The following is a 26,254-nucleotide window of genomic DNA, read 5'->3' as shown; positions in this document are numbered from 1 at the left end:
CTGCCCTAACCGGGCCAGAGCCGATATTTCTATGGGAGTATCGCGATCTCGTCCTGTCCTCGGGCGACGGTGAGGTCTGTACGACGTGCCTCGGATTGTGTACGATCTGCGGTGGCCTGGCTCACACTGTCGTCCGCGGGGGATGCAAGGAGGCACCCATGTCCGCTCCCACACGTCGGCCGCCGGACGAGGCGACACGCGAACCGATACGGCGTCCCTGGCTCTGGGTGGTGATCGTTCTCAGCGTCGTCGTGGGCGTGCCGCTGTACCTGCGCGAAGGCACCATCGACCCGCTCTGGTTCGGCGTGCCGTTCTGGCTGATCATCGCCGGGATCGCGGCCGTGGTCCTGTCCGCGACCGTATGCCTGGCCTGCCTGCGGTGGTGGTCGGTGGCCGAGCCGCGCGAGACGGCGGCCGAGGCTGCCGACAAGTCGGCGACCGAGGGCGGTGAGTCCTGATGGAACTCGCGTTCGCAGGCGCCAGCGGCATCGCGGTACTCATTACCTACGCGGTACTCATGCTGGTCATCGGCTACTTCGCCGGCCGGTACCGCCCGGGCGCCCGTAAGACCATGAAGGGCTACTACCTGGCCGGCGGCGGGCTCGGCTTCGTCGCGCTGTTCTTCACGCTCTACGCGACGCAGTACAGCGGCAACGCGGTCGTCGGTTATGCGCCAGCCGCCTACCGGGCCGGCTTCTCGTGGTGGCAGTCGGTGCCGTTCATGATCGGCATCATCGCCGTGTACCTGCTGTTCGCGCCGCGGCTCTACGTCATCGCCAAGCGCGAGGGCTTCGTGACGCCCACGGACTGGATCCGCCACCGCTTCCGGTCGTCCGCCACGGCCATCCTCGCGACCCTGCTGATGCTGTGGGGCCTGGGCAACTACCTGCTCGAGCAGCTCGTCGCCATGGGGCACGCAGTCTCCGGTCTCACCGGTGACACGGTGCCGTACCAGATCGGCGTGGTCGGGTTCGTCGTAGTCATGCTGGCGTACTCCTGGGTGGGTGGCATGCGCGCGGTGGCTCTCACCGACGTGATGCAGGGCATCGCGCTGCTGGTGGGTATCTGCACGCTGCTCTTCGGCGCCTTCTATCTCGTCGGCGGTGACCTGGGCAGCGTCACGGAGCACCTCAGGCAGACGCAGCCGGAGAAGATCGGTGTGCCGAACCTCGACGTCTCGATCAACTGGCTCTCCATGATCGTGATGATCGGCTTCGGTGCCGCCATGTACCCGCAGGCGATCCAGCGGATCTACGCCGCCAAGAGCGAGCGCACGCTGAAGCGGTCGCTCGCGGGGATGGCGTGGATGCCGTTCGTCACGACGGGCGTCGTGTTCGTCATCGGCATCATCGGCATCCAGCTGATGCCGGGTCTGTCCGAGGCGGAGTCGGAACAGCTCGTCGGCCGGATCGCGAACCAGGTCGCAGGGATCAACCTCTTCTTCTACGTGATCATGATCCTGTTCTTCGGCGGCGTCGTGGCCGCCATCGTGTCGACCGCGGACTCGGCTCTGCTCAGCTTCTCCTCGATGATCTCGAAGGACATCTACACCAGGCACGTGAACCCCAACGCGCCAGAGCGCAAACAGGTGCTGGTAGGCAAGGTCGCCGGGATCGTGGGGATCGGCCTGCTGTTGGTGATCGCCTGGAACCCACCGAGCACGCTGTACGAGATCTTCGTGCTCAAGTTCGAGTTGATCGTCCAGCTCGCGCCCGGGTTCATCCTCGGCATGTACTGGCGTCGGCTGTCGGCGTGGCCGGTGTTCACCGGGATGCTCGTCGGTGCGCTCCTCGCCGGTGGTCTCACGCTCGCCGGTGCGGAGGACTGGCACGGCATTCCCGGTGGTCTGATCGGTCTCGGGCTGAACATCGTCATCAGCGTGGTCGGGTCGTTCGTGCTGCCGCACCGCGAGGTGGAGGACAGCGACACCCGGAAGTACGTCACCGCAGAGGCGTTGGACACGCCACCCCTGGAGGAAGTCCAACGGTGAACCAGGCGATCAGGAGCGTCTACGAGCAACTGCGCGAGCAGATCCTCACCGGAGAGTTCGCGGACGGCGAGTGGCTGCGCGAGGCGAGGCTGGCCACCGCCCTCGGCACCAGTCGCACTCCCGTACGGGACGCGCTCAGGCGGTTGCACGGCGACGGTCTCGTGGAGCTGTCCCCGAACCGCGGGGCACAGGTCACCGGGCTCGCACGCTCCGACGTGGCGGACATCTTCGAGCTGCGGGCGCTGCTCGAGGGGTTCGCCGCACGGAAGGCCGCCGCGAGCGACGACACGGACGTCGCACACCTCACGTCGCTGTGCGAAGCGATGGAGGCGGTCGCCGCCAAGCGGGTCGACGCGAGCAACGAGATCACCGACCTCAACATGGAGTTCCACACGGCGGTCCACCAGGCCTCCGGCAGCATGCTGCTGCCACGGCTGCTGGAGAGCGTCATCGCGATCTCGTTGGTACGCCACACGTTCCACCACTACGACGAGCAGGAGCTGGCCCGCAGCTTCACGCAGCACCGCGAGCTCGTCCGGGCGATCACCGCACACGACGGCACGTGGGCGGAAGCGGTGATGGTGTCGCACCTGCGCGCGGCACGACGCACCGTCGACTCGGTAGCACGAACACCAAGGAGGATTGCAGCAGGTGAGTGACGAGGATCGGACCGGGCCGCTGGACGGGTTCCGCGTCATCGAGGCAGGGTCGTTGATCGCGGGGCCGTTCTGCGGCCAGCTCCTCGGGGACTTCGGTGCCGAGGTCATCAAGGTCGAGGATCCGCAGCACGGTGACCCGATGCGCGACTGGGGCAGCAGCAGCCCGGACGGCGTGTCGCTGGCATGGCCGGTCATCGCGCGGAACAAGAAGTCGGTCACCTGCAACCTGCGGGCGGCGGAAGGTCAGGACCTGATTCGTCGGCTGATCGGCACCGCCGACGTGCTGGTGGAGAACTTCCGTCCAGGAACGCTCGAACGCTGGGGACTGGGGTACGACGAGCTCGCGAAGACCAACCCGGGGCTCGTCGTCGTCCGGGTGACCGGTTACGGGCAGACCGGGCCGTACTCCGACCGGGCGGGCTTCGGGTCGGTGGGCGAGGCGATGGGCGGCGTCCGCTACCTCACCGGCGAGCCCGACCGGCGCCCGTCCAGGATCGGCATGTCGCTCGGGGACTCGCTCGCCGGCGCGTTCTCTGCGTACGGTGCGGTCATGGCACTGCTCGAGCGCGAGCGCACCGGACGGGGGCAGGTCGTCGACACGGCCATCTACGAGGCGGTGTTCGCGCTGATGGAGGCGCTCGTGCCGGAGTGGCAGCATGCCGGCGTCCGGCGGGAACGTACCGGCTCCATCCTGCCCGGCATCGCGCCGAGCAACGTGTACCCGACCGCCGACGGCGCTCAGATCATCATCGGCGCCAACCGCGACACGGTGTTCGTGCGGTTTTGCGAGGCGATGGGGCGTCCGGAGCTCGGCACCGAGGGCACGTTCGTCACGCATCGCGGTCGCGGTGACCACCAGGACGAGCTCGACGAGCTGATCGCCGCGTGGACCAGGCAGCTGACGGCGTCTGAGGCGCTCGACCGGCTGCACGCCGCCGGTGTCCCCGCCGGCCTGATCTACACCGCCGAGGACATGCTCGCCGACCCGCACTTCGCCGCCCGCGAAGCGATCGCCACGCTGACCCACCGCAAGCTGGGCGAGTTCTCCATGCAGAACGTCGTGCCCAAGCTGTCCGGCAGCCCCGGAAAGCTGCGGTGGCTCGGCCCTGACCTGGGCGAGCACAACGACGACGTGTACCAGGGGCTGCTCGGCATCGGCGAGGAGGAACGCAAGGCGCTGGTAGCCGCCGGCACGATCTGAGCGCGTAGAACCATCACACCACGGGAGGAGTCGTCGGATGACGAGCACGTCAATCGCAAGGACCATCGGTGAGTTCGCGGCAGACCTGAGGTTCGACGACCTCCCCGCGGACGTCGTCGACCGCGCGAAGCTGCTCGCGCTCGACTCCATCGGGGTCGCGTTCGCGTCCAGCCGCTACGAGTTCGCCAAGCGCGCTGTCGCCGCGGCGACGTCGCTCGGCACGGGCGACGTACCGGTGATCGCGCACCCGCAACGGTTCGGGCTGCGCGACGCCGTGCTCGTCGACGGGATCCTCGTGCACGGGCTCGACTTCGACGAGACGCACGTGCCGAGCGTCGTACACACCTCGGCGAGCGCGTTCCCGACGGCGCTGGGGCTGAGTGCGCACAGGCACCTGTCCGGCCGGGACCTGTTGCTCGGCCACGTGCTCGGCATCGAGGTCGCGGCCCGGCTCGGCCGGGTGGCAGGTGGCGGCTTCCACCAGATCGGCTTCCACCCGACCGGCCTGATCGGTGCGTTCGGCAGCGCGGCGCTCGCGGCCCGCCTGGACGGCCAGTCCGCCGACGGCATCGCCGGGGCCCAGGGTCTGGTCGGCAGCATGGCGACCGGACTGCTCGAGTTCCTCGAGGACGGCGCGTGGACCAAGCGGATGCACCCGGGCTGGGCCGGGGTGAGCGGCATCACCGCGGCGGCGTACTCGCGGCAGGGTTTCGCCGCGCCTGACAAGGTGTACGAGGGCCGGTTCGGGCTGTTCGCAACGCACCTGCTGCCGGACGCGGAACGCGACCTCGCGCTCGCGACCGCCGGCCTCGGCAAGGACTGGGCGACGCTCGAGGTCGCCGTCAAGCCGTTCCCATGCTGCCACTTCAACCACGCGTTCATCGACGCCGCGTTGACGCTCGGGTCCGAGCACGGGCTGCGTCCCGACGACATCAAGTCGGTGCGGTGCCTGATCTCCGAGGGCGAGGTCAAGACGGTGTGTGAGCCGGTGCAGAACAAGCTGGCCCCGCGCTCGGACTACGACGCGAAGTTCAGCGTGCAGTTCTGCGTGGCCGCCGCGTTGACGCACGGGCAGTTCACGCTCGCCGAGCTCGAGGACGACGTGCTCGCCGACCGGGAGGTGCTCGACCTCGCCAGCCGGGTCGACTACGCGACCGACCCGGACAGCGGCTTCCCGCGGCACTACTCCGGTGAGGTGATCATCGAGACCACCGACGGCCGCACGCTGCGGCACCGGGAGCAGATCAACCGCGGCAGCGCCGACCGGCCGTTGACCAAGGACGACGTCGTCACGAAGTTCCGCGACAACATGGCACTGGTGTCGGCCGGCGAGGTTGCCGACCGCGTGCTCGACGCGGTCGAGACACTCGACGACTGCGACGACGCCGCAACCTTCGCCGACATCGTCCGCGGCTGAGCGAGGAGTCCTCATATGACAGTGCTCCCCGTCGACCTTCCGGGCTCCGCTCCTCGCTCACGTACGGTCGACCCGCCGCCCACCCGCTCCATGCTCGCTACGAGGCTCACCCGGAAGGTCTCCTCATGACAGTGCGCGTCGGGCTCTTCCTGACCAACCAGAACCAGCCGGGCAGCGACCTCGTGCGTGGGCTGCACGACCAGTTGCGGCTCGCGCGGGCCGGCCGCGACCACGGGTGGGACTCGGTGTTCGCCGGGCACCACTATCTGAGCGAGTCGCTTTCGCACATCCAGCCGCTGCCGTACCTCGCCAGGCTCGCCGCCGAGACCGGCGACATGCAGGTGGGTATCGGCATCAACCTGCTCGCCCTGCAGAACCCGGTGGACGTCGCGGAGTCGTACGCGAGCCTGGACATCATCACCGGCGGCCGGCTGGTGTTCGGCGTCGGCCTCGGGTACAGGAAGGTCGAGTACGACGCGTTCGGCATCGACGGCGGGGAGAAGGTGCGCAGGTTCCAGGAGAACCTGCGTCTCGTCCAGGAGCTGTGGACCGGCGACGAGGTGTCGGCCGACCTGCCGTGGTGCCGTCTCGACGGCGTGCGGCTGAACGTGTTGCCGGTGCAGCGGCCGCGACCGCCGCTGTGGATGGCGGCGAACAGCGACCCCGCCGTCGCCCGTGCCGCCAAGCTCGCGGACACCTGGATGATCAACCCGCACGCGACCGTCGAGACCATCGAGCGGCAGCTCGGGTTGTTCCGCGAGACCCGCGCGGCCGAGGGCAAGGGCGAGGTCACCGAGCTGCCGTTGATGCGTGAGGTCTTCTGCGCGCCCACCCGTAGCGCCGCGGAAGAGCTGGCGCGGCCGTGGTTGGAACGCAAGTACGAGGTCTACGCGCAGTGGGGTCAGGACAAGGTCATCACCGGCGAGGGCTCGTTCGAGCGCCCGTACGAGGACCTGGCGCGGCAGCGCTTCATCGTCGGCTCGCCTGATGACTGCCTGGAAGCGCTGCTCAAGTGGCGCGACACCCTCGGCGTCGACCACTTCCTGCTACGAACCCAGTGGCCCGGCATGCCGGTAGAGCACGCCCTCGACTCCGTCGACCTACTCGCCCGCGAGGTCGTCCCCACCCTCAGGGCGGCCTGAGCCACCAGGCTCGGTCCGTGTCGCCGGAGCGCAGGGACCGGCGCTAGCCGGCTGGGCCGGTGCTGCCGCGCACGACCAGCTCGACGCCGAGGGTGGCCGGCTGGGCGGTGCGGGTGCCGGCCAGCCGGCGCAGCGCCAGCTCGCCGGCCAGCCGGCCCTTCGCGGCGAGGTCCTGGCGGACGGTGGTGAGCGCGGGCTCGGTGAAGCGTGCCGCCGGGGTGTCGTCGTACCCGACGATCGACAGGTCACGCGGAACGCTGCGGCCGAGCCGCTGCGCGGCGTGGACGGCGCCGAGCGCGAGCTCGTCCGACATGCACAGCAGGCCGGTGAGCTGCGGCTCGGCGGACAGCAACGCCTCGGCGTCGGCGGCGGCGTCGATCCGCGACGTGCCTGACGCCTCCTGGAGCGGGACGTCGGCCGGCGGGATCCCCGCCGCGGTCAGTACGTCCAGGTAGCCGGCCGCGCGCTCGCGGTCCACCCGGTACGGGCTGCGTGCCGCCAGGTCGAGATCGGCCCGCCCGCCCGGGGTGCCGGTCGCGCCCCGGTTGGCGAGGATGCCGATCCTGCGGTGCCCGAGCTCGACCAGGTGCCGTGCAGCGGCCGCCGCGCCGGCTCTGTCGTCGGTGCCCACGAGCAACGCGCCGCGCCGCTTCGGGCCGTCGATGGTGACCAGGGGCAGCCGCCGGTCGCGGACGATGCCGAGCGCGGAAGCCTCGTCCGCGAGGGAACAGCCGATCGCGAGGTCGGCCTGCACACCGCGGGTCTGCTCCGCGTCGGGGCCGCCGTTGCCGTCGCCGTCCGCGACCGCCTCGCCTGAGCGGCCGGGCAGGAGCACCATCGCGTGCCCGTCCGGCGCCAGCACGGTGGCGAATGCGTCGAGCGTCAGCGACAGGGCAGGGTCGGAGAACGCGTCCGACAGGTTGGTGTCGAGTAGTACGGCGACCGCACCGGAACGGCGCCTGGCGAGGCTGCGCGCCACCGGGTTGGGTCCCGCGTAACCCACCCGCTTCGCCGTACGTAGCACCTCGGCGCGCAGGTCCGCGGACAGCTGGTCGGGCCGGTTGTACGCGTTGGAGACCGTCGTACGCGAGACGCCGGCCGCTTCCGCGATGTCGTCCAGGGTGGGTCGGCGGTACCGCTCGGCGGGCATGCCCAGAGTCTATGCCCTACCTTTTCTGAAGCGCTTCAGATATCGTGGATGTCATGGCATACGTCGTTCCCTACAGCGGGATCTCGAACCGGATGGGCGAGGCGGAGGCGCGTGCGGTCCTTGATGCGCTCGCCCAGGACACGCTGGCGATGGGGCCACACAACGCCGAGTTCGAGGGGCGCTTCGGCGAGCTGCTCGGTGCCAGGCACGTGCAGGCGACCAGCTCGTGCACGACGGCGTTGTTCCTGGCCGCCCAGGTGCTGCAGCTGGGGCCTGGCGACGAGGTGATCACCACCCCGCAGACGTTCTGGGTGACCACCTGGCCGTTGCAGGCCCGCGGCTGCACGATCCGGTTCGCCGACATCGACCCGGACACCCTCAACATCGACCCAAGCACCATCGAGCCGCTGATCACCGAGCGGACGCGCTCGATCTGGGTCGTGCACTACGGCGGCCAAGCCGTGGAGATGGACCCGGTGATGGAGCTCGCCCGCAGGTACGGGCTCACCGTCGTCGAGGACTGCGCGCACGTGCCGGGCGCGACGTACAAGGGCCGCGAGCTCGGCACGATCGGCGACATCGGCTGCTTCAGCTTCCACTCGGTGAAGAACATGACCACAGGCGAGGGCGGCGCGTTCGTCACGTCCGACGACACCTACGCGGAGATGGCCCGCGACCTCGGGACCATCCACGTCTGGGGTCGGACCGAGGAGCGTGCCGACCCGCGCATCGGCCCTTACGGGCAGCCGGCGTACTACCGGGACGCACACGTGCGCACGTCGTACACCCGCGACTACGTCGACGGAAACTACCTGGTCGGCAACAACTACCGGATGAGCGAGCTCAGCGCAGCGCTCGGGGTGGCGCAGCTCGGCCGGCTGGACGAGCTGAACGACGCGAGACGCGCCATCGCGCGGCGTCTGGACGAAGGGCTGGCCGGCGTGCCCGGAATCGGCGTACAGACCGAACGTCCGCACGCGCCGCACATCTACCACCTGTACACGCTGTTCTACGACCCGCACGTCGTCGGTGCCGACAAGGACGACTTCATCCGGCACCTGCAGGAGGTCGAGGGCATCGAGATCGTGCTGCGCTACTTCCCGATCCACCTGCTCGCGGAGTTCCGTGCACTCGGCCACGGGTACGGCGAGTGCCCGGTTGCGGAACGCGTCTACTTCGACCACCAGGTGCAGCTGCCCATCTACCCGCACCTCACCGCCGAGCAGGTCGACCACATGATCGGCGCAGTGCGCCGTGCGGTGAAGACGCTGGGGAGCCGTCGTGGGTGAGCATCCAGTCGCCCTGGTGACGGGTGCGTCCCGCGGGCTCGGTGCGGCGATCGCCCGTACCCTCGCCAGGGACGGGTTCGCCGTCGCGGTGAACTACGCCGCGTCGGAGCAGGCCGCCGCGCGCGTACGCGACGAGGTGCTGACCGCGGGCGGCCGGGCCGAGCTGTTCCGGGCCGACGTCACCGACGACGCCGCCGTCGAACGGCTGCACGCGGACGTGGTGGAGACGCTCGGCGAGGTGGACGTGCTCGTGCTGAACGCGACCGGCCCGCAGCCGGACATCGCACTGTCGGACCTGCGGTGGCGCGACATGCTCGACCAGCTGGAGTTCTTCGTGAAGAGCCCGCTCCTGCTCGCCTGCGCCGTCGTGCCCGCGATGCGGCGGCAGGGGCGCGGCCGGATCGTGCAGATCGGCTCCGAGGTGTTCGAGCTCGGCGTGCCGGGGGCGAGTGCGTACGTCGCGGCGAAGGGCGCCCAGCTCGGCCTCACCCGGTCGTGGGCGCGGGAGCTCGCGGCGGACGGCATCACCGTCAACCAGGTGAACCCGGGCTGGATCCCCACAGAACGCCACGGCGACGTCCCGCCCGCGGCGGCGGACCGGTACCTCGCCGACGTACCAGCCGGCCACTTCGGCGTCGCCCAGGACGTCGCGGAAGCCGTCGCCTACCTCGCCTCCGACCGCGCGGCGTTCGTCACCGGCCAGCGCATCCCCGTCAACGGCGGCCGCACAGTCACCTGACGTCAGCCGGCGAGCTCGACGGCCAGCTCCTCGGCGATGTCCATGCCCTCCTGGACGCCGGCCTCCATGCCGGACTCCACGATCGCGTCCCTGGTGGCCTGGTCCGGCGCGTCGACCAGCATGGTGAGCGTGCTGCCGCCGGCGTGCGGGGTGAGGGTATACGCGCACAGCACGCCCGGGCCTTCGTTCGTCGCTCCCGGGCCGGCCTCGTAGATCTCGGTGAAGACGATCCGCTCGCCGGGCACGATCTCGCGGTACTCCCCGCGGAAGACGATCTCCGTGCCGCCGGCGTCCATCGCGTACCGCCAGCTGCCGCCGACGCGCAGGTCGATCCGCACCGACGTGACCGTACCCCGGTGGCCCGCCCACCAGCGCCTGACGAGCGCGGAGGGGTGAGGGCGACCTGAGACCCCGGCGTCAGCGCCGGGTGGCAGCAGAGGAACAGCAGCGTCAACGCGTCGTCGGTAGCGGCGGGCCCTGGCTCGCCCGGGGCCGCCACCTGGTCGGCGTCGGCAGCCTGCCGGGTGGCTACGGCCTCCTCGCGCCGCCGACGCGCCTGCTCACCGCGTACCTGGTCGACGAGCCGGCGGGACGCGACGGTGACCAGCCAGCCCCGCGGGCTGGCCGGCACACCGTCGGCGGGCCACTGCGTCGCCGCGGCGAGCAGCGCCTCCTGCACGGCGTCCTTGCACGCGTCGAACCCGTCGTACCGGCGGAGCAGCGTGCCGAGGACCTGCGGCGCCAACTCGCGCAACAGGTCCTCGAGCTCCGTGGTCGTCACGCTTCGTCGGGGTCACCGGAGAAAACGACCGGGCGCACCTCTATGCCGAGCCCGTCGACCTTGGCGTCCGGGATCAGCCCGGCGAGTTCGAGCGCGCGCTCCCGGTTCTCGCAGTCGACCAGGTAGTAGCCGCCGAGGTACTCCTTGGCCTCCAGGTACGGACCGTCGGTCACCACCGGAGCACCGTCACGGACGACCGCGCTCTCCGACGGGTCGGCGAGTGCGGTCGTGCCGAGCATCTCGCCGGACTCCCTGACGGTGTCCATGAAGGCCCCGTGGCCGCTCATCACCTCGTTGCGCTCCTCCTCGGTGAGCGTGTCCCAGATCTTCGGGTTCATGTGCATGATCAGCAAGAACTTCACGTTCTCCTCCTCGTTCCTCATGGTCTCTCACCGGTGAGTCGTCGCCGCCGGCCCGGTATTGACAAGACCTGGCAAGTGGCAACGACTCACTCGGTAACCGATCGACGAAGGAGCACGATGAACGTCCCACGCCTCGGTGTGAGCCTGCCGCACTTCGGCCCGTACGCCGGCCCGGAGGCCATCGCCACCGTCGCCCGAGCTGCCGACGAGCTCGGCTACCACGCGGTCTCCGTCACCGAACGGCTGTTGTTGCCGGTGCGGCCGGAGGCGGAGCTGAAGGAAGGGCTGCCGCAGTCGCACGTGTGGGACCCGATCGAGGCGCTGACGTGGGCGGCCGCGCACACCAGCAGGGTGCGCCTGACGACCGGGGTGGTGAACTCGGTCTTCCAGCCGCCGATCGTGCTGGCCAAGCGGCTCGCCACGCTCGACCGGCTGTCCGGTGGCCGGCTGGACGTCGGCATCGGGCAGGGTGGCGGAGGCGTCGTGGCTGATCCCCGAGGAGTTCACCGCGGCCGGCGTACCGCTCGGCCGCCGCGGTGCCGGCTTCGTGGAGCACGTCGCCGCCATGCGTGCCTGCTGGGCGCCCGACCCGGTGGAGTTCGACGGTGCGTACTGCCGGATCCCGCGTGCGGTGGTCGGGCCGAAGCCGTGGGGCGGCACCATCCCGCTGCTCTTCGGCGCGATGAACCGCACCACCATCGAGCGCGCCGCGCGCCTGGCGGACGGGGGCATCACCGTCGCGCTCGACTGGGACGAGACCCGCGACAAGATCCGCTGGTACCGCGACGCGGGCGGTGCGGGCACGGTCATCGTGAACTCGCTGCAGTTCTATCCGGACGGCCCGCCGCGCACCGCGTCGATGTTCACCGACGCGGTACTCGCCGACCTCGAACGGGTGCAGTCGGCCGGCGGTGACGAGATGCACGTCACGCTCAACCTCGCGTCCGTCGAACCGGGGCGCCAGGCGGACCTGTTGGCCGCGCTGGCGGAGAAGCTGGGCGGGTGACCGTCCACAGCAGGTTGGCCAGCAGCAGGGCCACCGACAGCGGGAACAGCCAGCTGCGCAACGGGAGGACGACAGGGGCGAGGGCCGCGGCGAAGCCGGTACCGACCACAAGCAGCAGTGTCGGCGCGCAGCAGGCCAGGCCGACGCCGAAGGCCGGCAGCACGGCGACCAGCCGGCCGAACGCCGTCGCGCGGCACGAGGGGCGGGTGTGTACCAGGTGGGACGCGACCGCGACGTTGACCGCGAGCAGGGTCGCGAGCAGCCCGCCGAGCAACAGGTTCGCGGGGCTGACGAACACGACCAGCCACGGCACGCGTACGGCCGCCACCGGCTCGAAGAGGTACGGCGCGCGCGTCGCCGTCAGCTTGGCCAGCCAGTCCGCGGGCACGGTGACCGCCGGGCGTCCCGTCGCGTGCGGTGCGACGGTGACGTCGCCGATCGCGAGCAGGTAGAGCAGCAGCACGACGACGCCGGTCAGGAGGCCGAGCCTGCGGTGCCGCCGGCCGGCCCACGCCCGGCCCACCCGGGCCGGCGTCAGCCGGACGGCGGCGACGGTCGCGTCGGCGAGGTCGCCGACCCGGCGTACAGGTGAGGTCACCCGATCACCTCGGTGTCCGGGTGGAACGCGTACCAGGCGAACCACATCACGTCGAAGAAGTCCACGGCCGACGCGCTGCCGCCGTCGATGCGCCGGATCCTCGCCGTGGCGAGCCGGTCGTCCCAGCCGGCCTCCAGGGGCACGTCGGCGAGGGTGAACTCGATCCTGCGGCGCCGCACGATCGCCTGCTTCCGCACCGCGGCAGTATGGTCGCCCAGCCGAACCGCCACGACCACCTCCTTGGGGCGGAACCGTTGGCTCTCCTGCAGTACGGGGAACAGCAAGGCGTCGCCGGTGTAGTAGCCGCCCGGTGGCGTGTAGGTGCCGTACGGGTCGTCTCCGTAGTTCCGCACGTGTCCGGTGTCGGTGGAGAGCACCACCGTGTCGGGGTGCGTCTCGCGCCAGTGTCTCCAGGTGGTCCAGAGCAGCGGCACGGTGGTCAACCGGTGGCCGCGCAGCCGGCCGCGGATGGCCGTACCGGCGAGCTGCGGCCACTGCGACTCGGTCTCCCGGTCGTACATCAACAGGTTCGAGTTGACCAGCTGCCCGGTGGTACCGAAGGTCAGCGGCCGGGTCCCGGCCTCGCCCTGCACAGCGAACGCCGAGCCGGTCAGCGGGCAGTACGTCACCGAGAGGCGCTGCGCGCCGATCCGGTCGTTGACGATCTCGTGCCACACCAGCACGAGTTGTGGGTACGCGCGTACGACCCCGCGATACGCCAGCCCGAACACCGGGTCGGCACCAAGCAGCTCCGTCCGCCGCGCGGGGACGAACCGCGGTTCGTCGATCGCCGGGATGCCGTCCTTGCCCGGTCCGCCGGAGACGATGTTGTCCGCGAGCCGGTCCAGCCACGGCTGCGCTGTCGCGGTCGGCGCTGTCGCAGCCGGCTCCCGGCCGCCGGCGAAGCGCCACACGCCCGCACCGGCCAGGCCGGCGGCACCCGCCAGCACGGCCGCGCCCTTCAGGAACTGGCGTCGGCTGCTCGACCCGGAAGCCGGCTGGCCGTCCATGCGCCGACGGTAACGAAGAGGACCGGCCCGACTCGGTGAGCGCGCTCACACTTCCACCAGGGGGTGCGTCCCTCATGATGGCTGGCATGCGTGGGTTGCCGGCCGTCATCGTCAGCCAGCTGCTGCTGCGGGTCGGCGCCGCTGCGGGCGCGCTCGTCGTGGGTAGCTACTTCGTCGAGCTGCGGGCCCGTGGTGTGCCGGTGACGGCGCTCGCGTTGGGCGTGCTGTCCGGGCTGACGTACCTCGCGGAGCTGGTGTTCGCGCCGCTCGCGGGGTCGAGCAGCGACCGGCGTGGCCGGCGCGTGTTCCTCGTCCTGGCGCCGTTCCTCGCCGCGGTGGGGGTGCTGCTGACGCCGACCGGGTCGCTGCTCGACGCCGTGCCACCGCTCGCCTTGGTCCTCGTGGTCGTTGCGGTCGCACGGTTGGTCGACGGCGCGGGAGCGGCGATGGCCGTGCCCGCGACGCTCGGGCTGCTCGCGGACGCGACGGACGCCGACCGGCCGCGGCGCGGCCGGCAGATGAGCTTCTACGAGCTGGCGTCCGCCTGCGGGATCGCGGTAGGAGCCGCGGCGGGACCCCTGCTGTGGGCGGGGCTGGGGCTGTGGGCGTTCGCTGCCATCGCCGGTGCGTACCTCGTGGCGGGCACACTGGTGGCGGTGTTTCGTCCGGGAACCGGCCCGTACGGAGGTCCCCGCCAGGCGGTCGCTTCGGCGGTGGCTCGAGGTGCTCTCCGACCGGCGGCTCGTGCTGTTCCTGCCGGCGTGGGTGGTGGTCAACGCGATCCTCGGCACCTGGGTCGCGGCGCAGATCACGTTCCTGCTCACCAGCGAACGGCGGGTACCCGGGCAGCGGTTCGTCGGGGCGCTGGCGGGCCACGAGGGCCGGCTGTCGCTGATCCTCGGCGGCTACGTCCTGCTGTTCGGCCTGTGCGTCGTCGGGTGGGCGTTCCTTGTGGGCCGGCTGCCGACGAAGCCGGTGCTGCTGGTCACCCTCGGCGGTGCCGTCGTCGCGTCCGGGGGACTGATCGCGGCCAACCACGGTGCGTCCTGGGGGTTCGCCGGTCCTGTAGTGATGGTCGGCATCTTCCTCGAGGCCGGGTTCGCGCCGGCCGCGCTGACCTAGCTGGCCGAGGTCTCCGGTCTGTTCGCCGCCGACCGCGGCGTGGTGATCGGTGCCTACTCCGTCGTGCTCGGCCCGGGGTACCTGCTGCCTGTGGTCGGACTGGCGTCGGTGGTCGCGCTCATCGCCCGACGCTGCTGATGCCTGCGCAAGCACGCTGGGACGGCCACCGAGAGAGTTGACGAACAGGCTGGTCACGGAGGCGGCCATGGCAACCATCGCCCACACCGGATGGATCAGGCCGGTGGTCGCCAACGGGATGCCGATGCCGTTGAACGTGAACGCCAGCGCGACGTTCTGCCGCACCCGCCGGTAGGAGCGACGGCTGATGTCGCGGGCGGTGTGTACGAGGGTGAGGTCGTCGCGGACGGCGATGACGTCCGCGGACTCGGTGGCGATGTCGGTGCCGCCGCCCATCGCCACCCCGACGTCGGCCCGCATCAACGCGGGGGCGTCGTTGATCCCGTCGCCGACCATGGCGACTCGTACCCGGCGGCCTGGAGCCGGCCGACGAGCTCTGCCTTGCCCTCTGGTCGGACCTCGGCGTGGACGTCGTCGATGCCCACGCGGCGGGCGACGTGGCTGGCGGTACGTGGGTTGTCGCCGGTGACCAAGACGGGGGTCAGCCCCGCCGCCCGCAGGGCGGCCACCGTCGCGGGCGCCTCGGGGCGCAGGGCGTCGGCCAGTGCGAGCAACCCCACGGGACGCGTCCCGCGGGCGACGGCGGCCACGGTGTGCCCCTCGCTCTCGAGCGCGGTGATCGCGCCGGCCAGCTCACCGAGGTCGATGCCGGCGTCGGCGAGGAAGGCCGGTCGACCGACGAGCACCCGCTGTCCTTCGACCCACGCGGTCACGCCGAACCCGGCGGTGGCCTGGAACCCGTCCGGGTCCAGGGCCGGCACGGGCAGTCGCCGCTGCTGCGCGGCGGCGGTGACGGCGTGGGCCAGTGGATGCTCCGACCGTGCCTCGGCCGCGGCCGCCAGGGCGAGCAGCTCGTCCGCCGTCATGCCGGGCACCGGCTCGGCGCGCTGCACGACGGGCCGGCCCACGGTGAGGGTGCCGGTCTTGTCCAGCAGCACGTGGCTGACGTTGCGCAGCGTCTGGAACGCCTCGCCGGTGCGCATCACGATGCCCTCGTCCGCGGCCGCGGACGCGCCGCGGACGATCGCCAGCGGCGCCGCGATCCCCACCGCGCACGGGTAGCCCATCACCAGCACGGTCAGCGCCGCGAACACCGCCCGCTGTACGTCCGCGTCGGCGGTGAGTACCCAGCTGCCGAACAGCCAGCCGAGCAGGGCGAGCGCTGCGATCGACAGCACGGTGGGCGTGTACACCCGCATGATCCGGTCGACGAGGTGCAGGATGCCCGGCTTGAGCGCACGGGCGTCCTCGACGTGCTGTACGACCTGGGCGAGGAAGCTCTCCGCCGCGACGGTGGTCGTCTCCACCAGCAGCGCGCCCGCGCCGTTGAGCACGCCGGAGACCACCGTGTCGGCATGGCCCTTCTCCATGGGATGGGTTCGCCGGTGACCAGCGACAGGTCGACCGTGGAGTGGCCGTCGACCACGCGCCCGTCCACGGGGATGCGCTCGCCTGGCCGGATTCGTAGCAGGTCGCCGACGCGAACATCGTCCACCGGCACCTCGGTCTCGGTGCCGCCACGAACCACCGACGCCAGGTCGGGCTGCAGGTCGAGCAGCTTCTTTACCGCCTGACTGGAGCGGGTCTTGACCAGCAGCGACAGCCACTCGGAGAACAGGTGGTACGTCGTCACCAGCACCGAGACCGCGAAGAACGCTGCCGTCGGGTACCCCGGCAGCACACCGGTCAGGCCGATGCCGCCGCCGACCAGCCCGGCGAACGCGCCGACCTCCAACAGCACGTGCTGGTTGAGTATCCGGCGGTGTACCGCCTGGTACGCCATGCGCAGGATGTGCGGCGCCACACCGCCCACGATCGCGACCGCCAGTGCGCCGGCCAGCCAACCGATCAGCGGCTCGCGCAGCACCTCCGTCGCACGCAGCGCCAACGCAGCCACGCCTGGGGCGACGATGCCGGTCGCGCCGAGCAACGCTCTCACCCTGCCCGCGGGCCGCAGGATCAGGTACGCGACGGGCACGAGTAATGCGACCACCGAGGCCGGTACGAGCACCGACCAGATCCCCGTAACCGTTGCGACCAACCCGACCGCGCCGAGGCCGGCGCCGATCGCGGCCAGCAACCGCAGGCCCTCGCGTACCAGCTGGGCCTCTTCCTCGTCGAACGGCCGCAGCTTGCGCGGGTCGTACAGCTGGTAGCCGATGGCACGCAGCGTGGCGCGGATCCGTTCCGGGGCGATGACGTCCGGGTCGTAGTCACCAGCGCCTGCTCGTGCGTGAGGCTCACCGCGACCTGGTCGACGCCGGGCAGGCGACCCAGCGCCTTCTCGATCGTGCCCGTGCACAGCGAGCAGTGCAGCCCCGCGATCCGCGCGCGAATACGCGCTTGCTCTGCCACGGTCGCACCGTACGACCTTGCCCCGGGGAAAGGGTCAACACAGGTAGCGTGAACGGGCAGGAGGTGACCAGCATGACGATGACCGTGGGCATGGCGGCGCAGGCCGCGGGCCTGTCGGCCAAGGCCGTCCGCCTCTACGAGACCAAGGGCCTCGTCCCGCCGGTGGCACGCAACAGTGCCGGCTACCGCACCTACACCGAGGACCACATCACGGTGTTGCGGTTCGTCCGGCAGGCGGAGGCCCGCGGGCTCTCGCTCGCCGAGATCCGGCACATCCTCGAGCTCAGACGTGGCGGCACGGTGCCGTGCCGCCACGTCGTCCAGCTGCTCGACGAACGCATCGACGAGGTCGACCGCTCCATCGCCGAGCTGCGTCAGCTACGGCACGCGCTCGTCGGCACCCGTGCGGCGGCCGAGCGAAACCCGAGCGACGACACCGTAGGGACGTGCAGGATCATCGAGCTCGGTTAGCCGATCGTGAACTCCTGGGTCTGCGGGTTGAGGTGGGGGAGTCGCATCGCGCCGGCCACGGCCCGGTCGCTGAGCCGCCAGGTCAACAGGCCGCGGGTGATGTCGGACTCGTAGATCCGGCCGTTGTACCAGTAGTCGGACCAGTCGCCGCCGAGGATCAGCTCCGTCTCCGACAGCGGGGCGGGGTCGGCGTACGCGATCTCCTTCGCCTGTGCGGGGTCGGAGAAGTCGACGACGCTGATGCCGGCCTGGTACTGCGCGGAGACCAGCACGTCGCCCTTGCTGGTGGGCACCACGTTGTAGTTGTGCCAGGTGCAGTTCTCCGTGGCGGTCTGGGGTCTCGGGTTGACGAACGACCCGACCTCGGCCCCGGTTGCCGTGTCGAAGAAGAACAGCGTCTTGTCCACGGTGTCGCTCGACTCCTGGCACCGGGCCTGACCGCCACCACCGGGCTCGTGCCCGAAGATGATCGTCCCGCCGTCCCAGCTGAACGCCGCCGAGTGGCCGATCGTGACGCCCGGCACTGCGACCGTGTACTGGAACGCTGGACGTGCCAGCGAGCCGCCGTCCGCCGGGTCCATGCTGAAGACGGTGAAGCCGTTGCCGCCCGCACACGCGGCCTTCAGCGCGTCACCCAAGATGACGCCGGTGTCGTGGCACGGCCGGAGAGCCACGACGTCGAGGTAGTCGTGGATCAGGTTCGCGCCATCCGGGTCGTCAAGCGGCACCTCGATGACGTCCAGGCCCGGGCAGTCGCTGTTCGACGCGCTGTTGTACCCCAACAGCCGGTCGTTCGCCTGGTCTGGCACGCCCGTCGCGGTATGCGAGCCGCACTCGGTCTCGACCGAGGCCAGCAGGTCCGGATCGGCGGGGTCGCTGACGTCGAAGACGTGTACGCCCTCCCAGCCCTCGGGTACCGGCTCGCCGTCACAGGTGGCACCTTCGGGGGCGGGCGAGTTCCAGGACCGGACGAGTACCGAGCCCCAGATGATCACGTCGCCCTGGTTGCCCGCGCACTCCTGGTAGTCGTTGACTTCTACCGGGTTGTCGGGCTCGGTCACGTCGAGGATCCGGAACCCGTCGTAGTTGCCGTGGTACGCGGTCTTCCCCCAGAACGCGAGATCGGAGTTCGCGGTGAACGGGCTCGCGGTGTTCCCGCGCTCGGAGAAGCCCTGCGGATGCATGTTGTCCGTGTAGGTGAACGAGTTGAACGGTGGGGCGGGCGCAGCCGATGCCGCCGGCGCGACCGCGGCCAGGCCCATGATCGCACCCGCGACCAGGGCCACGGTGGTTGTACGTCGCATGTGGTCCCTCCTCGGGCCGAGAGCTGACTTGATGCGATCTCACGGCGTGGAGGACGTCCCGAGCCGCCCGGTGGCGGCTGCACGGGGATGAGAGGGCAGCCGGAATGGCCCCCCGGCCGGTGGGAAGACACAGGGACGCACGGTCTTCCCTTTCGGGACGAAACAGGAAACCCGCTGATAGTAGGCAGGGCGCCGCCGCGCGGCAATGGGCACCGTCGGCCAGTGACGTCGTTGCCGGACCGTGACGGGTTGGCCGCGCCTGGTAACCGTTACCTCGACGGCGTGACGAAGCCGGACTCGTAGGCGGCGATGACTGCCTGCGTCCGGTCCCTCGCGTCGAGCTTCGCCAGCACGTTGCCGACGTGCGTCTTGACCGTCTCCAGCCCGACCACGAGCTGGTCGGCGATCTCCGTGTTGGACAGGCCGGCGGCCATCAGCCGGAGGATCTCCTGCTCGCGGTCGGTCAGCCGTGCGGTGCCGAGCGCGCTTCTGTCGGGGTAGCTGCCGTACGTCGCGACCAGGCGCTGGAGTGCGGCCGGGAAGAGCACCGACTCGCCATTGGCGACCACCCGGACCGCCTCGACGACCTCGGTGGGGCGGGCGCGCTTGAGCAGGAACCCGGCAGCGCCGGCGAGGAGCGCCTGGTACACGTAGTCGTCGTTCTCGAACGTGGTCACCACCAAGACCTGCGGTGGCTCGGACATGTTCGCCCGGAGATGCCGGGTCGCCTGGATGCCGTCGATGGCGGGCATCCTGATGTCCATGAGCACGACGTCCGGGTGCAGGCGCCGGGCGAGCGGCAGCACGTCCGCGCCGTCGGTCGCCTCACCGATGACGTTGAGGTCGGGTTGCGCGTCGATGATGGCGCGCAGACCCGTACGGACCAGCTCCTCGTCATCGACGAGCAGGACGTCGATGGTCATGTCGGCCCCCATCTCTTGCCGCCGAGCGGCAGCCGTACGTTGACCCGCCACCTGCCCTCCTCGCGCCCGGCAGTCATCTTGCCACCAAGCAGCCGCACGCGTTCCCGCATGCCGGTGATGCCGCGACCACCGGCGCGGCTGGCCTGCTCCCCGCGTACCGGGTTGGTCGCCGTGATGCCGACGGTGCTTTCGGTCACCGTGATCTGCAGGGTCACCGGTTCGCCGTGGGCGTGCCTGGTCGCGTTGGTGAGGCACTCCTGCACGACGCGGTACGCCTCGCGGGAGACGATCCCAGGCACCTCGGTCGGCTCGCCGGCGATGTCCACGGTGATCTCGGTGCCGGCGCTACGTGCCGCGGCCAGCAGCTCGGTGAGGTTGGCCAGTGTTCGGGCAGGCACCTGGTCGGACGGCTGGCCGTCGCGCAGCAGCCCGAGCACGTGGTCGAGGTCGGCCATCGCCGCACGACCGGTGTCCTCGATGGCCGCCAGCGCCCGCCTGGCGAACTCCGGGTCGGCGCTCAGTACCTCGCGCGCCGCCGCCGCCTGCAGCGTGGCCACCGTCAGCGCATGCCCGACCGAGTCGTGCAGCTCCCGCGCCAATCGGTTCCGCTCCGCCAGTTCACCGGCTTCGGCCTCGAGCGCGGCGATCCGCTCCTCGGGCGTGGGGCCGAGCAGCACCGGGGCCATGACGGCGGCGAGCCGGCCGAGACCCGCGACGGCGTAGGTGAGCCCGACGAGGGCGAGGAAGCCGAGCAGCGAGAGAACCGCCTGGTCGTCGGCATCGAACGGGCCGAACCTGAACGACTCGCCGGCGGGACCGAGCTGGGCGGTGAGGAACATGAGGGCCATCGGCACGATGATGATGAGTGCGGCCGCCACGACCCCGCCGACGAGCAGGTGCGTGGCGAACCACAGCGCACTGCGCAGCCGTGCCTCCAACGCCAGGCGGCCATTCGGCAGGTGCGGCAGGTCGACGTCGAGCAACGAGCGGGCGGCCACCGTCGACAGCGTCCGGGTTCCGCGGAGGAACGCCGGCGCTGCTGCGATCACTGCCGCCACCGCGAGCAGCAGGGCCGTGATCAACGGTTGCGGGTCGGTGGACAGCAACGTCGCGAACATGTAGCCGAGCAGTAGATACGGCAGAAGCACCACCCCGCCGAGCAACAGGTGCACCGCCCGCCGGTACGTCGACCCGCTCACCAGCGGGGCGAACAGCGCACGGACGGCCATGCCAACGGATTCTGCCAACTGATGGCTCGACACGTCAGATCGACTCGACGTAGGTCGCGACGAACATCGCGCAGGGCAGCAGGTACGCGCCGGCGACGGCCATGACCGCGGGGAACGACGGCCGCCCGCGCAACACCATCCGGTACAGCACGAGCAGCATCGGCGTCAGCACCAGGTGGGCGGGGAGTAGCGAACGGTCGATGACCACGTCGCCCGCGGCCAGCACGAAGGTCACGACGGCGCTGGCCGTCCAGAGCGCGAAGCCGAGCTCGAACGTCGCGCGCCGGCCGAGGACCACAGCGGTCGTCCGCACTCCTACCCGGCGGTCCGCGCCGTGGTCCACGAGCGTCGTCGGCAGGTAGAGCCCGGCCACCGCAAGCACCCCGACGACCCCCATCGGCCACGGGAACCCCGCAACCGTCCCCGTCACGGCGACCCAGCCGCCCAGCGGCCCGAGGAGGCCGACGGCGCAGGAGTTCACCAACACGTCCGCGCCGACCCTGGCCTTCAGCCGTAGCGGCGGCATGCTGTACGCCCACCCGAGGAGCACGGCGACGGCCGTGCCGAGCGCGAACGGAGCGCCGAGCGGCACAGCTGCGAGTACGGCGGCGACGCTTGCCACGGCGCCGATACGGACGGCCGCACGCGGCGTGATGCGTCCCCGGACGAGTGGCGTGTCGGCCTTGCGCGGGTTGAGCCGGTCACCGGCCAGGTCGCGGGCGTCGTTGACGGAGAGCACGGCCAGCCAAAGCAGCGGGCCGGCGACCACGGCTGCGTGCGCCATGGCGACGATCTCGGGTCCGCGGGGCAGCAGCCGGTGCGTCGCCAACACGAAGCCCAGCTGCAGCGCCACCGCGGAGAGCAGCCAGAACCGCGGTCGTGACAAGGCGACCAGATCGCGTACCAGACCCCTGTGTGGCCCCATGCCACCAGTGTTCTGGCGAACCCGTCGGCGCGCCTTCCCTCCCGCGAGGGAGCTCCCTCACCCGCGGTCGGGACGTGTGATGCGGAGCATGTAGCAGCCCGCGGCGACGTTGCGGGTGTGGATCTGGGTCACCTCGGGATGGGCGAAGATCTCCACGATCTGCTGCTCAGGGTTCGTACCGTCATGGACCCGTGTCGCCTGGTGGTGGATCCAGCCGCGGTCGTCGTACGCGCGGAACACCTGTGGTCGGCCGTGCCAGTCGCTCGGGTAGCGGTCGGTGTGGTCCGGCCCCTGGCACGGTTCTGCGTGTGCGTAGACCGCGCCGATCTCGCGGTACGGACTGGGCGGCAGGGCAGGCTCGTACCCGAAGAGCATGAGCTTCTCGCCCGCCGTGGAGTTGCGGAGGCAGCGGCGCAGCGGTAGGCCCTCCCCGTCGACGTGCTCCACCGGTTGTCCGGACACGTCGAGACCTGTGGTGCGTACCTGTTGGAGACTCTCCGGGGCGATGGCGTGGAGGCGGAACCTAGTCTGCGTTGTCGTGGTCATGGGCCGATTCTTGCCCGCGCGTACGGGTGCTGCTGGCAGGTAGGCGACGCCGAGCTCAGTCGGGGCGTCCCGACACGGCGACCTTGACGCCGAGCCCGACCATGGCCGCGCCACCGGAGACCTGCATCGCCTGCATGCGGCGGGGACTGCGTGCGAACCAGCTCCGCGCCGCCGCGGCCGTCATCGCCCAGACGCCGTCCGTACCCGCCTGGATGAGCGCGCCGACCAACCCGATGATCAGCATCTGCAGCACCACGTGGCCGGCCTCGCGGTCGATGAACTGCGGCAGCATCGCCACCAGGAACACGATGCTCTTCGGGTTCGTGACGCCGACGGTCAGGCCCTCCCACAGTCGGCGCACCCGGCCGCCGTGCAGCACGCCAGCGGGCTCACCCGCATCCATCGGCGCCGTAGGCCCGCGCCTGCGGGCGGCGAGCATCGCAGAGACGCCGAGGTATACGAGGTAGGCCGCACCGGCCAGCTTGATCGCCGTGAAGACCGCCACCGACTGCGTCACGATCGCGCCGAGCCCGCAAGCCACCGCGATCACCAGCAGGTACCCGCCGAGCGCGTTGCCGAGCACCGAGTACACCGCGGTCGCCCGCCCGTGCGCGAGCGCCCGCCCGACCACGAACAGCACACTCGGCCCCGGCACCACGGACAGCAACGCCGACATCGCGACGAACGCGACCAACAACCGCGGATCCACCACGCCCAACACGTCTCACCCACGCCTTCCAACCGAGCACCGTACCCGACCCGGCGACGCTGGCCGGGTGGGCCGTCAGCTGGCGGCGAGGTGGTCGTTGCGGCGGTAGATGCTCACCTTGTGGTCGATGACGGCGAGGTGGCGCTGGAGCTCGGCGATGTGCGCCGCCACCCGTTCGCGGTGTGCTTCGAGCAGCACCCGGCGTTCTGTCTCGGTGTGCTCGCCTGCACGGACCATCTCGGCGTACCGTTGCATGTCCTTCACCGGCATCCCGGTGGCCCGTAGCCGGATCAGCAACAGCAGCCACTCCACGTCGGTCGCCGTGTAGCGGCGGTGGCCTGAGCTGTCCCGTTCGACGTGGTCGAGCAGTCCGATGCGTTCGTACCAGCGCAGCGTGTGGGCGGACAGCCCGATCCGGTTCGCGACCTCGCTCACCGTCAGCGGGTGGGTGATCGGCGTGGCGGCGAGGTCCTCGCCGATCGCACAGGTGCCGACGCCGTCGAGGTCGTCGTCCGGTGTTGCGCTGCTCATTCTGTCCATCATTGCCGAGTTCCTCAGTTGTGCCAATGGCTGATCTGGGCGAGGAACGGGTACGGGTAGTCCGCCGCCCGTGGCGCGGTGAGCTCGTCCAGGCGTGCCCGCGCGCTGTCGTCGAGGTGCAGGTCGGCGGCCGGGAGCGTCTCGCGCAGCTGGCCGGCGTGCCTGGCGCCGACGATCGGTGCGCCGATGCCCGGCCGGTCCGACACCCAGGCCAGCGCCGCCTGCGCCGGCGTCACGCCGTGCCCTTCGGCGACCTCGCGCAGGCCGTCCACGATGGCCCAGACCTCGTCGGTGTTGCGGCGGGTCCACGCCTCGAGGACGTCGTCCGGGCTCTCGCCGACGCGGGTGCCGGCAGCGGGACGACGGTCGCGGTGGTACTTGCCGGTGAGGTAACCCTGGCCGAGCGCGCCCCAGCAGGTGGTGCCGACGCCCGCGTCGATGGCCGCGGGCAGGATCTCCCACTCGACCTCGCGGACCAGCAGGCTGTACTGGATCTGGTGCGACACCAGCGGCGGCCCGCCGTGCTCGGCGAGCAGCCGGGCCAGCTTGGCGACCTGCCAGCCGGGGAAGTTGCTCACCCCGACGTAGCCGATCTGCCCGGCACCCGCGGCGGCGGCGAGGAACTCCACCACGTCCTCGAGCGGGTGGTCGGCGTCCGGTCCGTGCAGCTGGTACAGGTCGACGTGGTCGACGTCGAGCCGGCGCAGGCTCGCTTCGAGCGCGGTACGCAGGTACGCCGGGCTGAGGCTGGCGCCTGGCTGGCCGTCGACCATGAACCGGCCCTTGGTGGCCAGCACGACGCGGTCGCGTACGCCGGGGCGGTCCTTCACCCACTGCCCGATCCAGCGCTCCGAGGTGCCCTGGTTGTAGTTGTCCGCGGTGTCGATGAACGTGCCACCGGCGCCCATGTAGGTGTCGAGCATCTCCCGGCTGGCCTTCTCGTCCGCGGCGCCGCCGAACATCATCGCGCCGAGCGCGAACCTCGACACCATCGGACCGGTGGCCCCGAGCCGTCGCTGTTCCATGTCTGCTCCTTTGCCGTTCCCGTCACGGAGATGGAACAGCTTCGAGTGCACTCGAAGTCAACCCGACCTCACATCCCGACGGGCTGCGTCGGCAGAGCGAGGAGGAGACCGATGAGCGAACTCCAGGCCATCGCCGACCGTGTCGAGATCGAGGCGCTGCGTGGCGAGTTCACCGACGCAGTGATGGTGCGCGACTACGACCGCGTCGCCTCGCTGTTCACCGAGGACGGCGTTGTGCGGATCCCCGAAGTCGACGCCGAGACCGTCGGCCGCGAGGGGATCCGCGCCGGCGTCGAGCGGCTGCAGGGTCTGTGGGAGTACTTCGTGCAAACCGTGCACCCAGGCACGATCCAGCTCGCCGGCGACACCGCGTCCGGTCGCGCATACCTGACCGAGTTCGGCCTTATGCGCAACGGCAGCTCACACCTGAACTACGGCATCTACCACGACCGCTACCAACGCACCCCGGACGGCTGGAAGTTCGCGGAGCGCGTCTACGAGCCCCGGTACGTCGACACCACACCGCTGGCAGGCGCCGCCCGCCACCCTTCTGCGTAGCAGACGCGCGCAGGTGCTGTGTGCCCCCAACGCGGCTCGTCCAGCATCTGCACATCGCCGACCGTTCCATCGAGCTGGTCGTGTCCGCGACGGTTGAGGTAGTGCGGCGCCGACGTGGCAACCGTGCGGCAGGTTGAACAGATCTTGCACAGTGCGTTCGTGCCGGGGCGCAGCTCGCCTTCAGGTTGGATAGTGAGAAGCCATGGTCCGCGTCGGTACGACGCCTACTGGCGTGGACGTCGCATTCGCGCTGGCGGACAGCGGCGGGTGTTCGTGGTCACGACACTCGCCGCGCTCCTCGGCGCTGTGGCGATGGTGAGCTGATTCGGCGTTCACGAGGAGATCGCGGTGAGACCTGAACACGTTGCCCAGTGTTGCGTACAGTGCTGTCGACGGAGCCCCGAGTACATCCAGCAAGAAGTTGTGCCTCCGCCTTTGCGATACTACCCGCCTAGACACAGGCAGCGGTCTGCAACCTCGGAGTCAGGAGACTAGATCTGTGCAGTCGTACGGAACCCGAGACTTCGTGCCTCCCGGATGAGTTTTATGGCCTGAGCCACCTGACGATCGCTGAGTGGCTGGCCGTTCTGGAGATGACACCCTCATGGAGACAATCAACGGGCTCTACAAGGCCGAGTGCGTCCGCTCCACGGTCTTCCACGACGGGCCCTACAAGACCCTCGCCGACGTCGAGTACGCCACCGCCGGCTGGGTCGATTGGTACAACGAACGCAGGCTCCACGGGTCGCTTGGCATGATGACTCCCGTGGAGTTCGAGGACGCCCACTACGCTGCCCTCAACCCCGAGCCGCAACCCGTATGAGAGCGGCAGAGAACCTGGGATGCTTCTATGTCGTGTCAAGCCGCTGACGCGGCGAGTTCGGGTGCACGGTGTGCGGCTGCCAGGGTGCGGAAGATCTGGCTGCTGGTGTAGCGCTTGAGGCAGCGGCGGATCTCTCTGGTCGTCTTGCCTTCGGCCAGGCGCCGGTCGATGTAGGCCCGGGTGGCGGGGTCGGTGCGCATCCTGGTGAGCACGATGGTGTTGAGCACCCGGTTGAGCCGCCG

General features: G+C 70.5%; 24 protein-coding genes and 4 pseudogenes. 13 read left to right on the top strand and 15 right to left on the bottom strand.

The features are described from left to right. Positions 1–158: 158 nt before the first annotated feature. The 6 genes from GEV07_17610 (at position 159) to GEV07_17585 (ending at position 6,409) form a co-directional block, all read left to right on the top strand. Positions 159–458 (top strand): hypothetical protein, encoded by a 300-nt coding sequence (locus GEV07_17610; GenBank protein MQA04455.1) that lies wholly within the window; start codon positions 159–161, stop codon positions 456–458. Beyond that, a complete protein-coding gene (locus tag GEV07_17605; GenBank protein ID MQA04454.1) occupies positions 455–1,990 on the top strand; it encodes a sodium:solute symporter family protein in 1,536 nt (511 codons plus the stop codon). Before GEV07_17610 ends, GEV07_17605 begins: the two co-directional genes overlap by 4 nt. After that, positions 1,987–2,649 carry an FCD domain-containing protein gene (locus GEV07_17600; GenBank protein ID MQA04453.1) on the top strand — a complete coding sequence of 221 codons (663 nt, stop codon included), beginning with the start codon at positions 1,987–1,989 and terminating at the stop codon, positions 2,647–2,649. The genes GEV07_17605 and GEV07_17600 overlap by 4 nt, the downstream gene beginning before the upstream one ends. Then, a complete protein-coding gene (locus GEV07_17595; protein ID MQA04452.1) occupies positions 2,642–3,850 on the top strand; it encodes a CoA transferase in 1,209 nt (402 codons plus the stop codon). The genes GEV07_17600 and GEV07_17595 overlap by 8 nt, the downstream gene beginning before the upstream one ends. A gap of 37 nt (positions 3,851–3,887) precedes the next feature. After that, positions 3,888–5,267: an MmgE/PrpD family protein gene (locus tag GEV07_17590; GenBank protein ID MQA04451.1), complete on the top strand. Its 1,380-nt coding sequence runs from the start codon at positions 3,888–3,890 to the stop codon at positions 5,265–5,267. A 125-nt stretch (positions 5,268–5,392) separates the two neighbouring features. Beyond that, complete coding sequence (locus GEV07_17585; protein ID MQA04450.1) at positions 5,393–6,409, top strand: LLM class flavin-dependent oxidoreductase; 1,017 nt, start codon at positions 5,393–5,395, stop codon at positions 6,407–6,409. A gap of 43 nt (positions 6,410–6,452) precedes the next feature. On the opposite strand, the gene GEV07_17580 is transcribed toward GEV07_17585, so the two are convergent. Next, on the bottom strand, positions 6,453–7,559 hold the full coding sequence (locus GEV07_17580; protein MQA04449.1) for a substrate-binding domain-containing protein: 1,107 nt from the start codon (positions 7,557–7,559) through the stop codon (positions 6,453–6,455). 53 nt (positions 7,560–7,612) lie between these two features. Between GEV07_17580 and GEV07_17575 the strand changes: the two genes are divergently transcribed. Together GEV07_17575 and GEV07_17570 are read left to right on the top strand one after the other, a co-directional pair. Next, positions 7,613–8,848, top strand: coding sequence for an aminotransferase DegT (locus tag GEV07_17575; GenBank protein MQA04448.1), 1,236 nt, complete (start codon positions 7,613–7,615; stop codon positions 8,846–8,848). Then, positions 8,841–9,587, top strand: a complete 747-nt coding sequence (locus GEV07_17570; protein ID MQA04447.1) for an SDR family oxidoreductase — start codon at positions 8,841–8,843, stop codon at positions 9,585–9,587. The genes GEV07_17575 and GEV07_17570 overlap by 8 nt, the downstream gene beginning before the upstream one ends. A 2-nt stretch (positions 9,588–9,589) precedes the next feature. Here the strand turns inward: GEV07_17570 and GEV07_17565 are convergent, their stop codons facing one another. The 3 genes and pseudogenes from GEV07_17565 to GEV07_17555 form a co-directional block, all read right to left on the bottom strand. After that, entirely contained in the window at positions 9,590–10,024 is a 435-nt protein-coding gene (locus tag GEV07_17565; protein MQA04446.1) for an ATPase, read from the bottom strand. After that, a pseudogene (locus GEV07_17560) lies at positions 9,979–10,368 on the bottom strand (RNA polymerase sigma factor). Before GEV07_17560 ends, GEV07_17565 begins: the two are co-directional and overlap by 46 nt. Next, on the bottom strand, positions 10,365–10,730 hold the full coding sequence (locus GEV07_17555; GenBank protein MQA04445.1) for a hypothetical protein: 366 nt from the start codon (positions 10,728–10,730) through the stop codon (positions 10,365–10,367). The pseudogene GEV07_17560 and the gene GEV07_17555 overlap by 4 nt, the downstream one beginning before the upstream one ends. 117 nt (positions 10,731–10,847) lie before the next feature. On the opposite strand from GEV07_17555, the pseudogene GEV07_17550 reads away from it, so the two are divergent. Beyond that, positions 10,848–11,736, top strand: a pseudogene (locus GEV07_17550) (TIGR03619 family F420-dependent LLM class oxidoreductase). Here GEV07_17550 and GEV07_17545 read toward each other — a convergent pair. Continuing rightward, positions 11,663–12,334, bottom strand: coding sequence for a hypothetical protein (locus GEV07_17545; protein ID MQA04444.1), 672 nt, complete (start codon positions 12,332–12,334; stop codon positions 11,663–11,665). The pseudogene GEV07_17550 and the gene GEV07_17545 overlap by 74 nt on opposite strands. Then, positions 12,331–13,344, bottom strand: a complete 1,014-nt coding sequence (locus tag GEV07_17540) for a DUF3179 domain-containing protein (GenBank protein MQA04443.1) — start codon at positions 13,342–13,344, stop codon at positions 12,331–12,333. Before GEV07_17540 ends, GEV07_17545 begins: the two co-directional genes overlap by 4 nt. 74 nt (positions 13,345–13,418) lie before the next feature. Between GEV07_17540 and GEV07_17535 the strand changes: the two genes are divergently transcribed. Continuing rightward, complete coding sequence (locus tag GEV07_17535) at positions 13,419–14,645, top strand: MFS transporter (protein MQA04442.1); 1,227 nt, start codon at positions 13,419–13,421, stop codon at positions 14,643–14,645. Here GEV07_17535 and GEV07_17530 read toward each other — a convergent pair. After that, positions 14,614–16,920, bottom strand: a pseudogene (locus GEV07_17530) (heavy metal translocating P-type ATPase). The gene GEV07_17535 and the pseudogene GEV07_17530 overlap by 32 nt on opposite strands. A gap of 111 nt (positions 16,921–17,031) precedes the next feature. Between GEV07_17530 and GEV07_17525 the strand changes: the two are divergent. After that, positions 17,032–17,430, top strand: a complete 399-nt coding sequence (locus tag GEV07_17525) for a MerR family transcriptional regulator (protein MQA04441.1) — start codon at positions 17,032–17,034, stop codon at positions 17,428–17,430. Here the strand turns inward: GEV07_17525 and GEV07_17520 are convergent. The 8 genes from GEV07_17520 to GEV07_17485 all read right to left on the bottom strand — a co-directional run bounded on the left by GEV07_17520 (position 17,427) and on the right by GEV07_17485 (position 24,631). Then, a complete protein-coding gene (locus tag GEV07_17520; GenBank protein MQA04440.1) occupies positions 17,427–18,734 on the bottom strand; it encodes a hypothetical protein in 1,308 nt (435 codons plus the stop codon). The two genes, GEV07_17525 and GEV07_17520, sit on opposite strands and share 4 nt — an antisense overlap. 269 nt (positions 18,735–19,003) lie before the next feature. Continuing rightward, the gene (locus tag GEV07_17515) at positions 19,004–19,657 is read right to left on the bottom strand and encodes a response regulator (GenBank protein ID MQA04439.1); all 654 of its coding nucleotides are present in this window, start codon (positions 19,655–19,657) and stop codon (positions 19,004–19,006) included. After that, positions 19,654–20,886: a two-component sensor histidine kinase gene (locus GEV07_17510; GenBank protein MQA04438.1), complete on the bottom strand. Its 1,233-nt coding sequence runs from the start codon at positions 20,884–20,886 to the stop codon at positions 19,654–19,656. The genes GEV07_17515 and GEV07_17510 overlap by 4 nt, the downstream gene beginning before the upstream one ends. 34 nt (positions 20,887–20,920) lie before the next feature. Next, a complete protein-coding gene (locus GEV07_17505; protein MQA04437.1) occupies positions 20,921–21,772 on the bottom strand; it encodes a hypothetical protein in 852 nt (283 codons plus the stop codon). Between the two features lie 96 nt (positions 21,773–21,868). Continuing rightward, positions 21,869–22,357 (bottom strand): DUF1203 domain-containing protein, encoded by a 489-nt coding sequence (locus GEV07_17500; protein ID MQA04436.1) that lies wholly within the window; start codon positions 22,355–22,357, stop codon positions 21,869–21,871. Between the two features lie 55 nt (positions 22,358–22,412). Next, entirely contained in the window at positions 22,413–23,033 is a 621-nt protein-coding gene (locus GEV07_17495) for a LysE family translocator (GenBank protein ID MQA04435.1), read from the bottom strand. A 108-nt stretch (positions 23,034–23,141) separates the two neighbouring features. Continuing rightward, positions 23,142–23,597, bottom strand: coding sequence for a MerR family transcriptional regulator (locus GEV07_17490; GenBank protein ID MQA04434.1), 456 nt, complete (start codon positions 23,595–23,597; stop codon positions 23,142–23,144). Positions 23,598–23,620: 23 nt separating this feature from the next. Further along, entirely contained in the window at positions 23,621–24,631 is a 1,011-nt protein-coding gene (locus tag GEV07_17485; protein ID MQA04433.1) for an aldo/keto reductase, read from the bottom strand. Positions 24,632–24,742: 111 nt separating this feature from the next. On the opposite strand from GEV07_17485, the gene GEV07_17480 reads away from it, so the two are divergent. Both GEV07_17480 and GEV07_17475 read left to right on the top strand, forming a co-directional pair. Continuing rightward, a complete protein-coding gene (locus tag GEV07_17480) occupies positions 24,743–25,189 on the top strand; it encodes a DUF4440 domain-containing protein (protein MQA04432.1) in 447 nt (148 codons plus the stop codon). Between the two features lie 592 nt (positions 25,190–25,781). Continuing rightward, positions 25,782–26,012 (top strand): annotated as a pseudogene (locus GEV07_17475) (transposase). Positions 26,013–26,254: the final 242 nt, after the last annotated feature.

This window comes from Streptosporangiales bacterium (genome assembly GCA_009379825.1).
GTDB lineage: Bacteria > Actinomycetota > Actinomycetes > Streptosporangiales > WHST01 > WHST01.
This window is presented reverse-complemented; position numbering and strand designations above follow the sequence as displayed.

Bases quoted from the DNA above. Each gene is read 5' to 3' on its own strand.
- GEV07_17610 (MQA04455.1), top strand. From the start codon at position 159: ATGTCCGCTCCCACACGTCGGCCGCCGGACGAGGCGACACGCGAACCG.
- GEV07_17590 (MQA04451.1), top strand. From the start codon at position 3,888: ATGACGAGCACGTCAATCGCAAGGACCATCGGTGAGTTCGCGGCAGAC.
- GEV07_17585 (MQA04450.1), top strand. From the start codon at position 5,393: ATGACAGTGCGCGTCGGGCTCTTCCTGACCAACCAGAACCAGCCGGGC.
- GEV07_17580 (MQA04449.1), bottom strand. From the start codon at position 7,559: ATGCCCGCCGAGCGGTACCGCCGACCCACCCTGGACGACATCGCGGAA.
- GEV07_17575 (MQA04448.1), top strand. From the start codon at position 7,613: ATGGCATACGTCGTTCCCTACAGCGGGATCTCGAACCGGATGGGCGAG.
- GEV07_17540 (MQA04443.1), bottom strand. From the start codon at position 13,344: ATGGACGGCCAGCCGGCTTCCGGGTCGAGCAGCCGACGCCAGTTCCTG.
- GEV07_17535 (MQA04442.1), top strand. From the start codon at position 13,419: ATGATGGCTGGCATGCGTGGGTTGCCGGCCGTCATCGTCAGCCAGCTG.
- GEV07_17525 (MQA04441.1), top strand. From the start codon at position 17,032: ATGACGATGACCGTGGGCATGGCGGCGCAGGCCGCGGGCCTGTCGGCC.
- GEV07_17520 (MQA04440.1), bottom strand. From the start codon at position 18,734: ATGCGACGTACAACCACCGTGGCCCTGGTCGCGGGTGCGATCATGGGC.
- GEV07_17515 (MQA04439.1), bottom strand. From the start codon at position 19,657: ATGACCATCGACGTCCTGCTCGTCGATGACGAGGAGCTGGTCCGTACG.
- GEV07_17510 (MQA04438.1), bottom strand. From the start codon at position 20,886: ATGGCCGTCCGTGCGCTGTTCGCCCCGCTGGTGAGCGGGTCGACGTAC.
- GEV07_17500 (MQA04436.1), bottom strand. From the start codon at position 22,357: ATGACCACGACAACGCAGACTAGGTTCCGCCTCCACGCCATCGCCCCG.
- GEV07_17495 (MQA04435.1), bottom strand. From the start codon at position 23,033: ATGTCGGCGTTGCTGTCCGTGGTGCCGGGGCCGAGTGTGCTGTTCGTG.
- GEV07_17490 (MQA04434.1), bottom strand. From the start codon at position 23,597: ATGAGCAGCGCAACACCGGACGACGACCTCGACGGCGTCGGCACCTGT.
- GEV07_17485 (MQA04433.1), bottom strand. From the start codon at position 24,631: ATGGAACAGCGACGGCTCGGGGCCACCGGTCCGATGGTGTCGAGGTTC.
- GEV07_17480 (MQA04432.1), top strand. From the start codon at position 24,743: ATGAGCGAACTCCAGGCCATCGCCGACCGTGTCGAGATCGAGGCGCTG.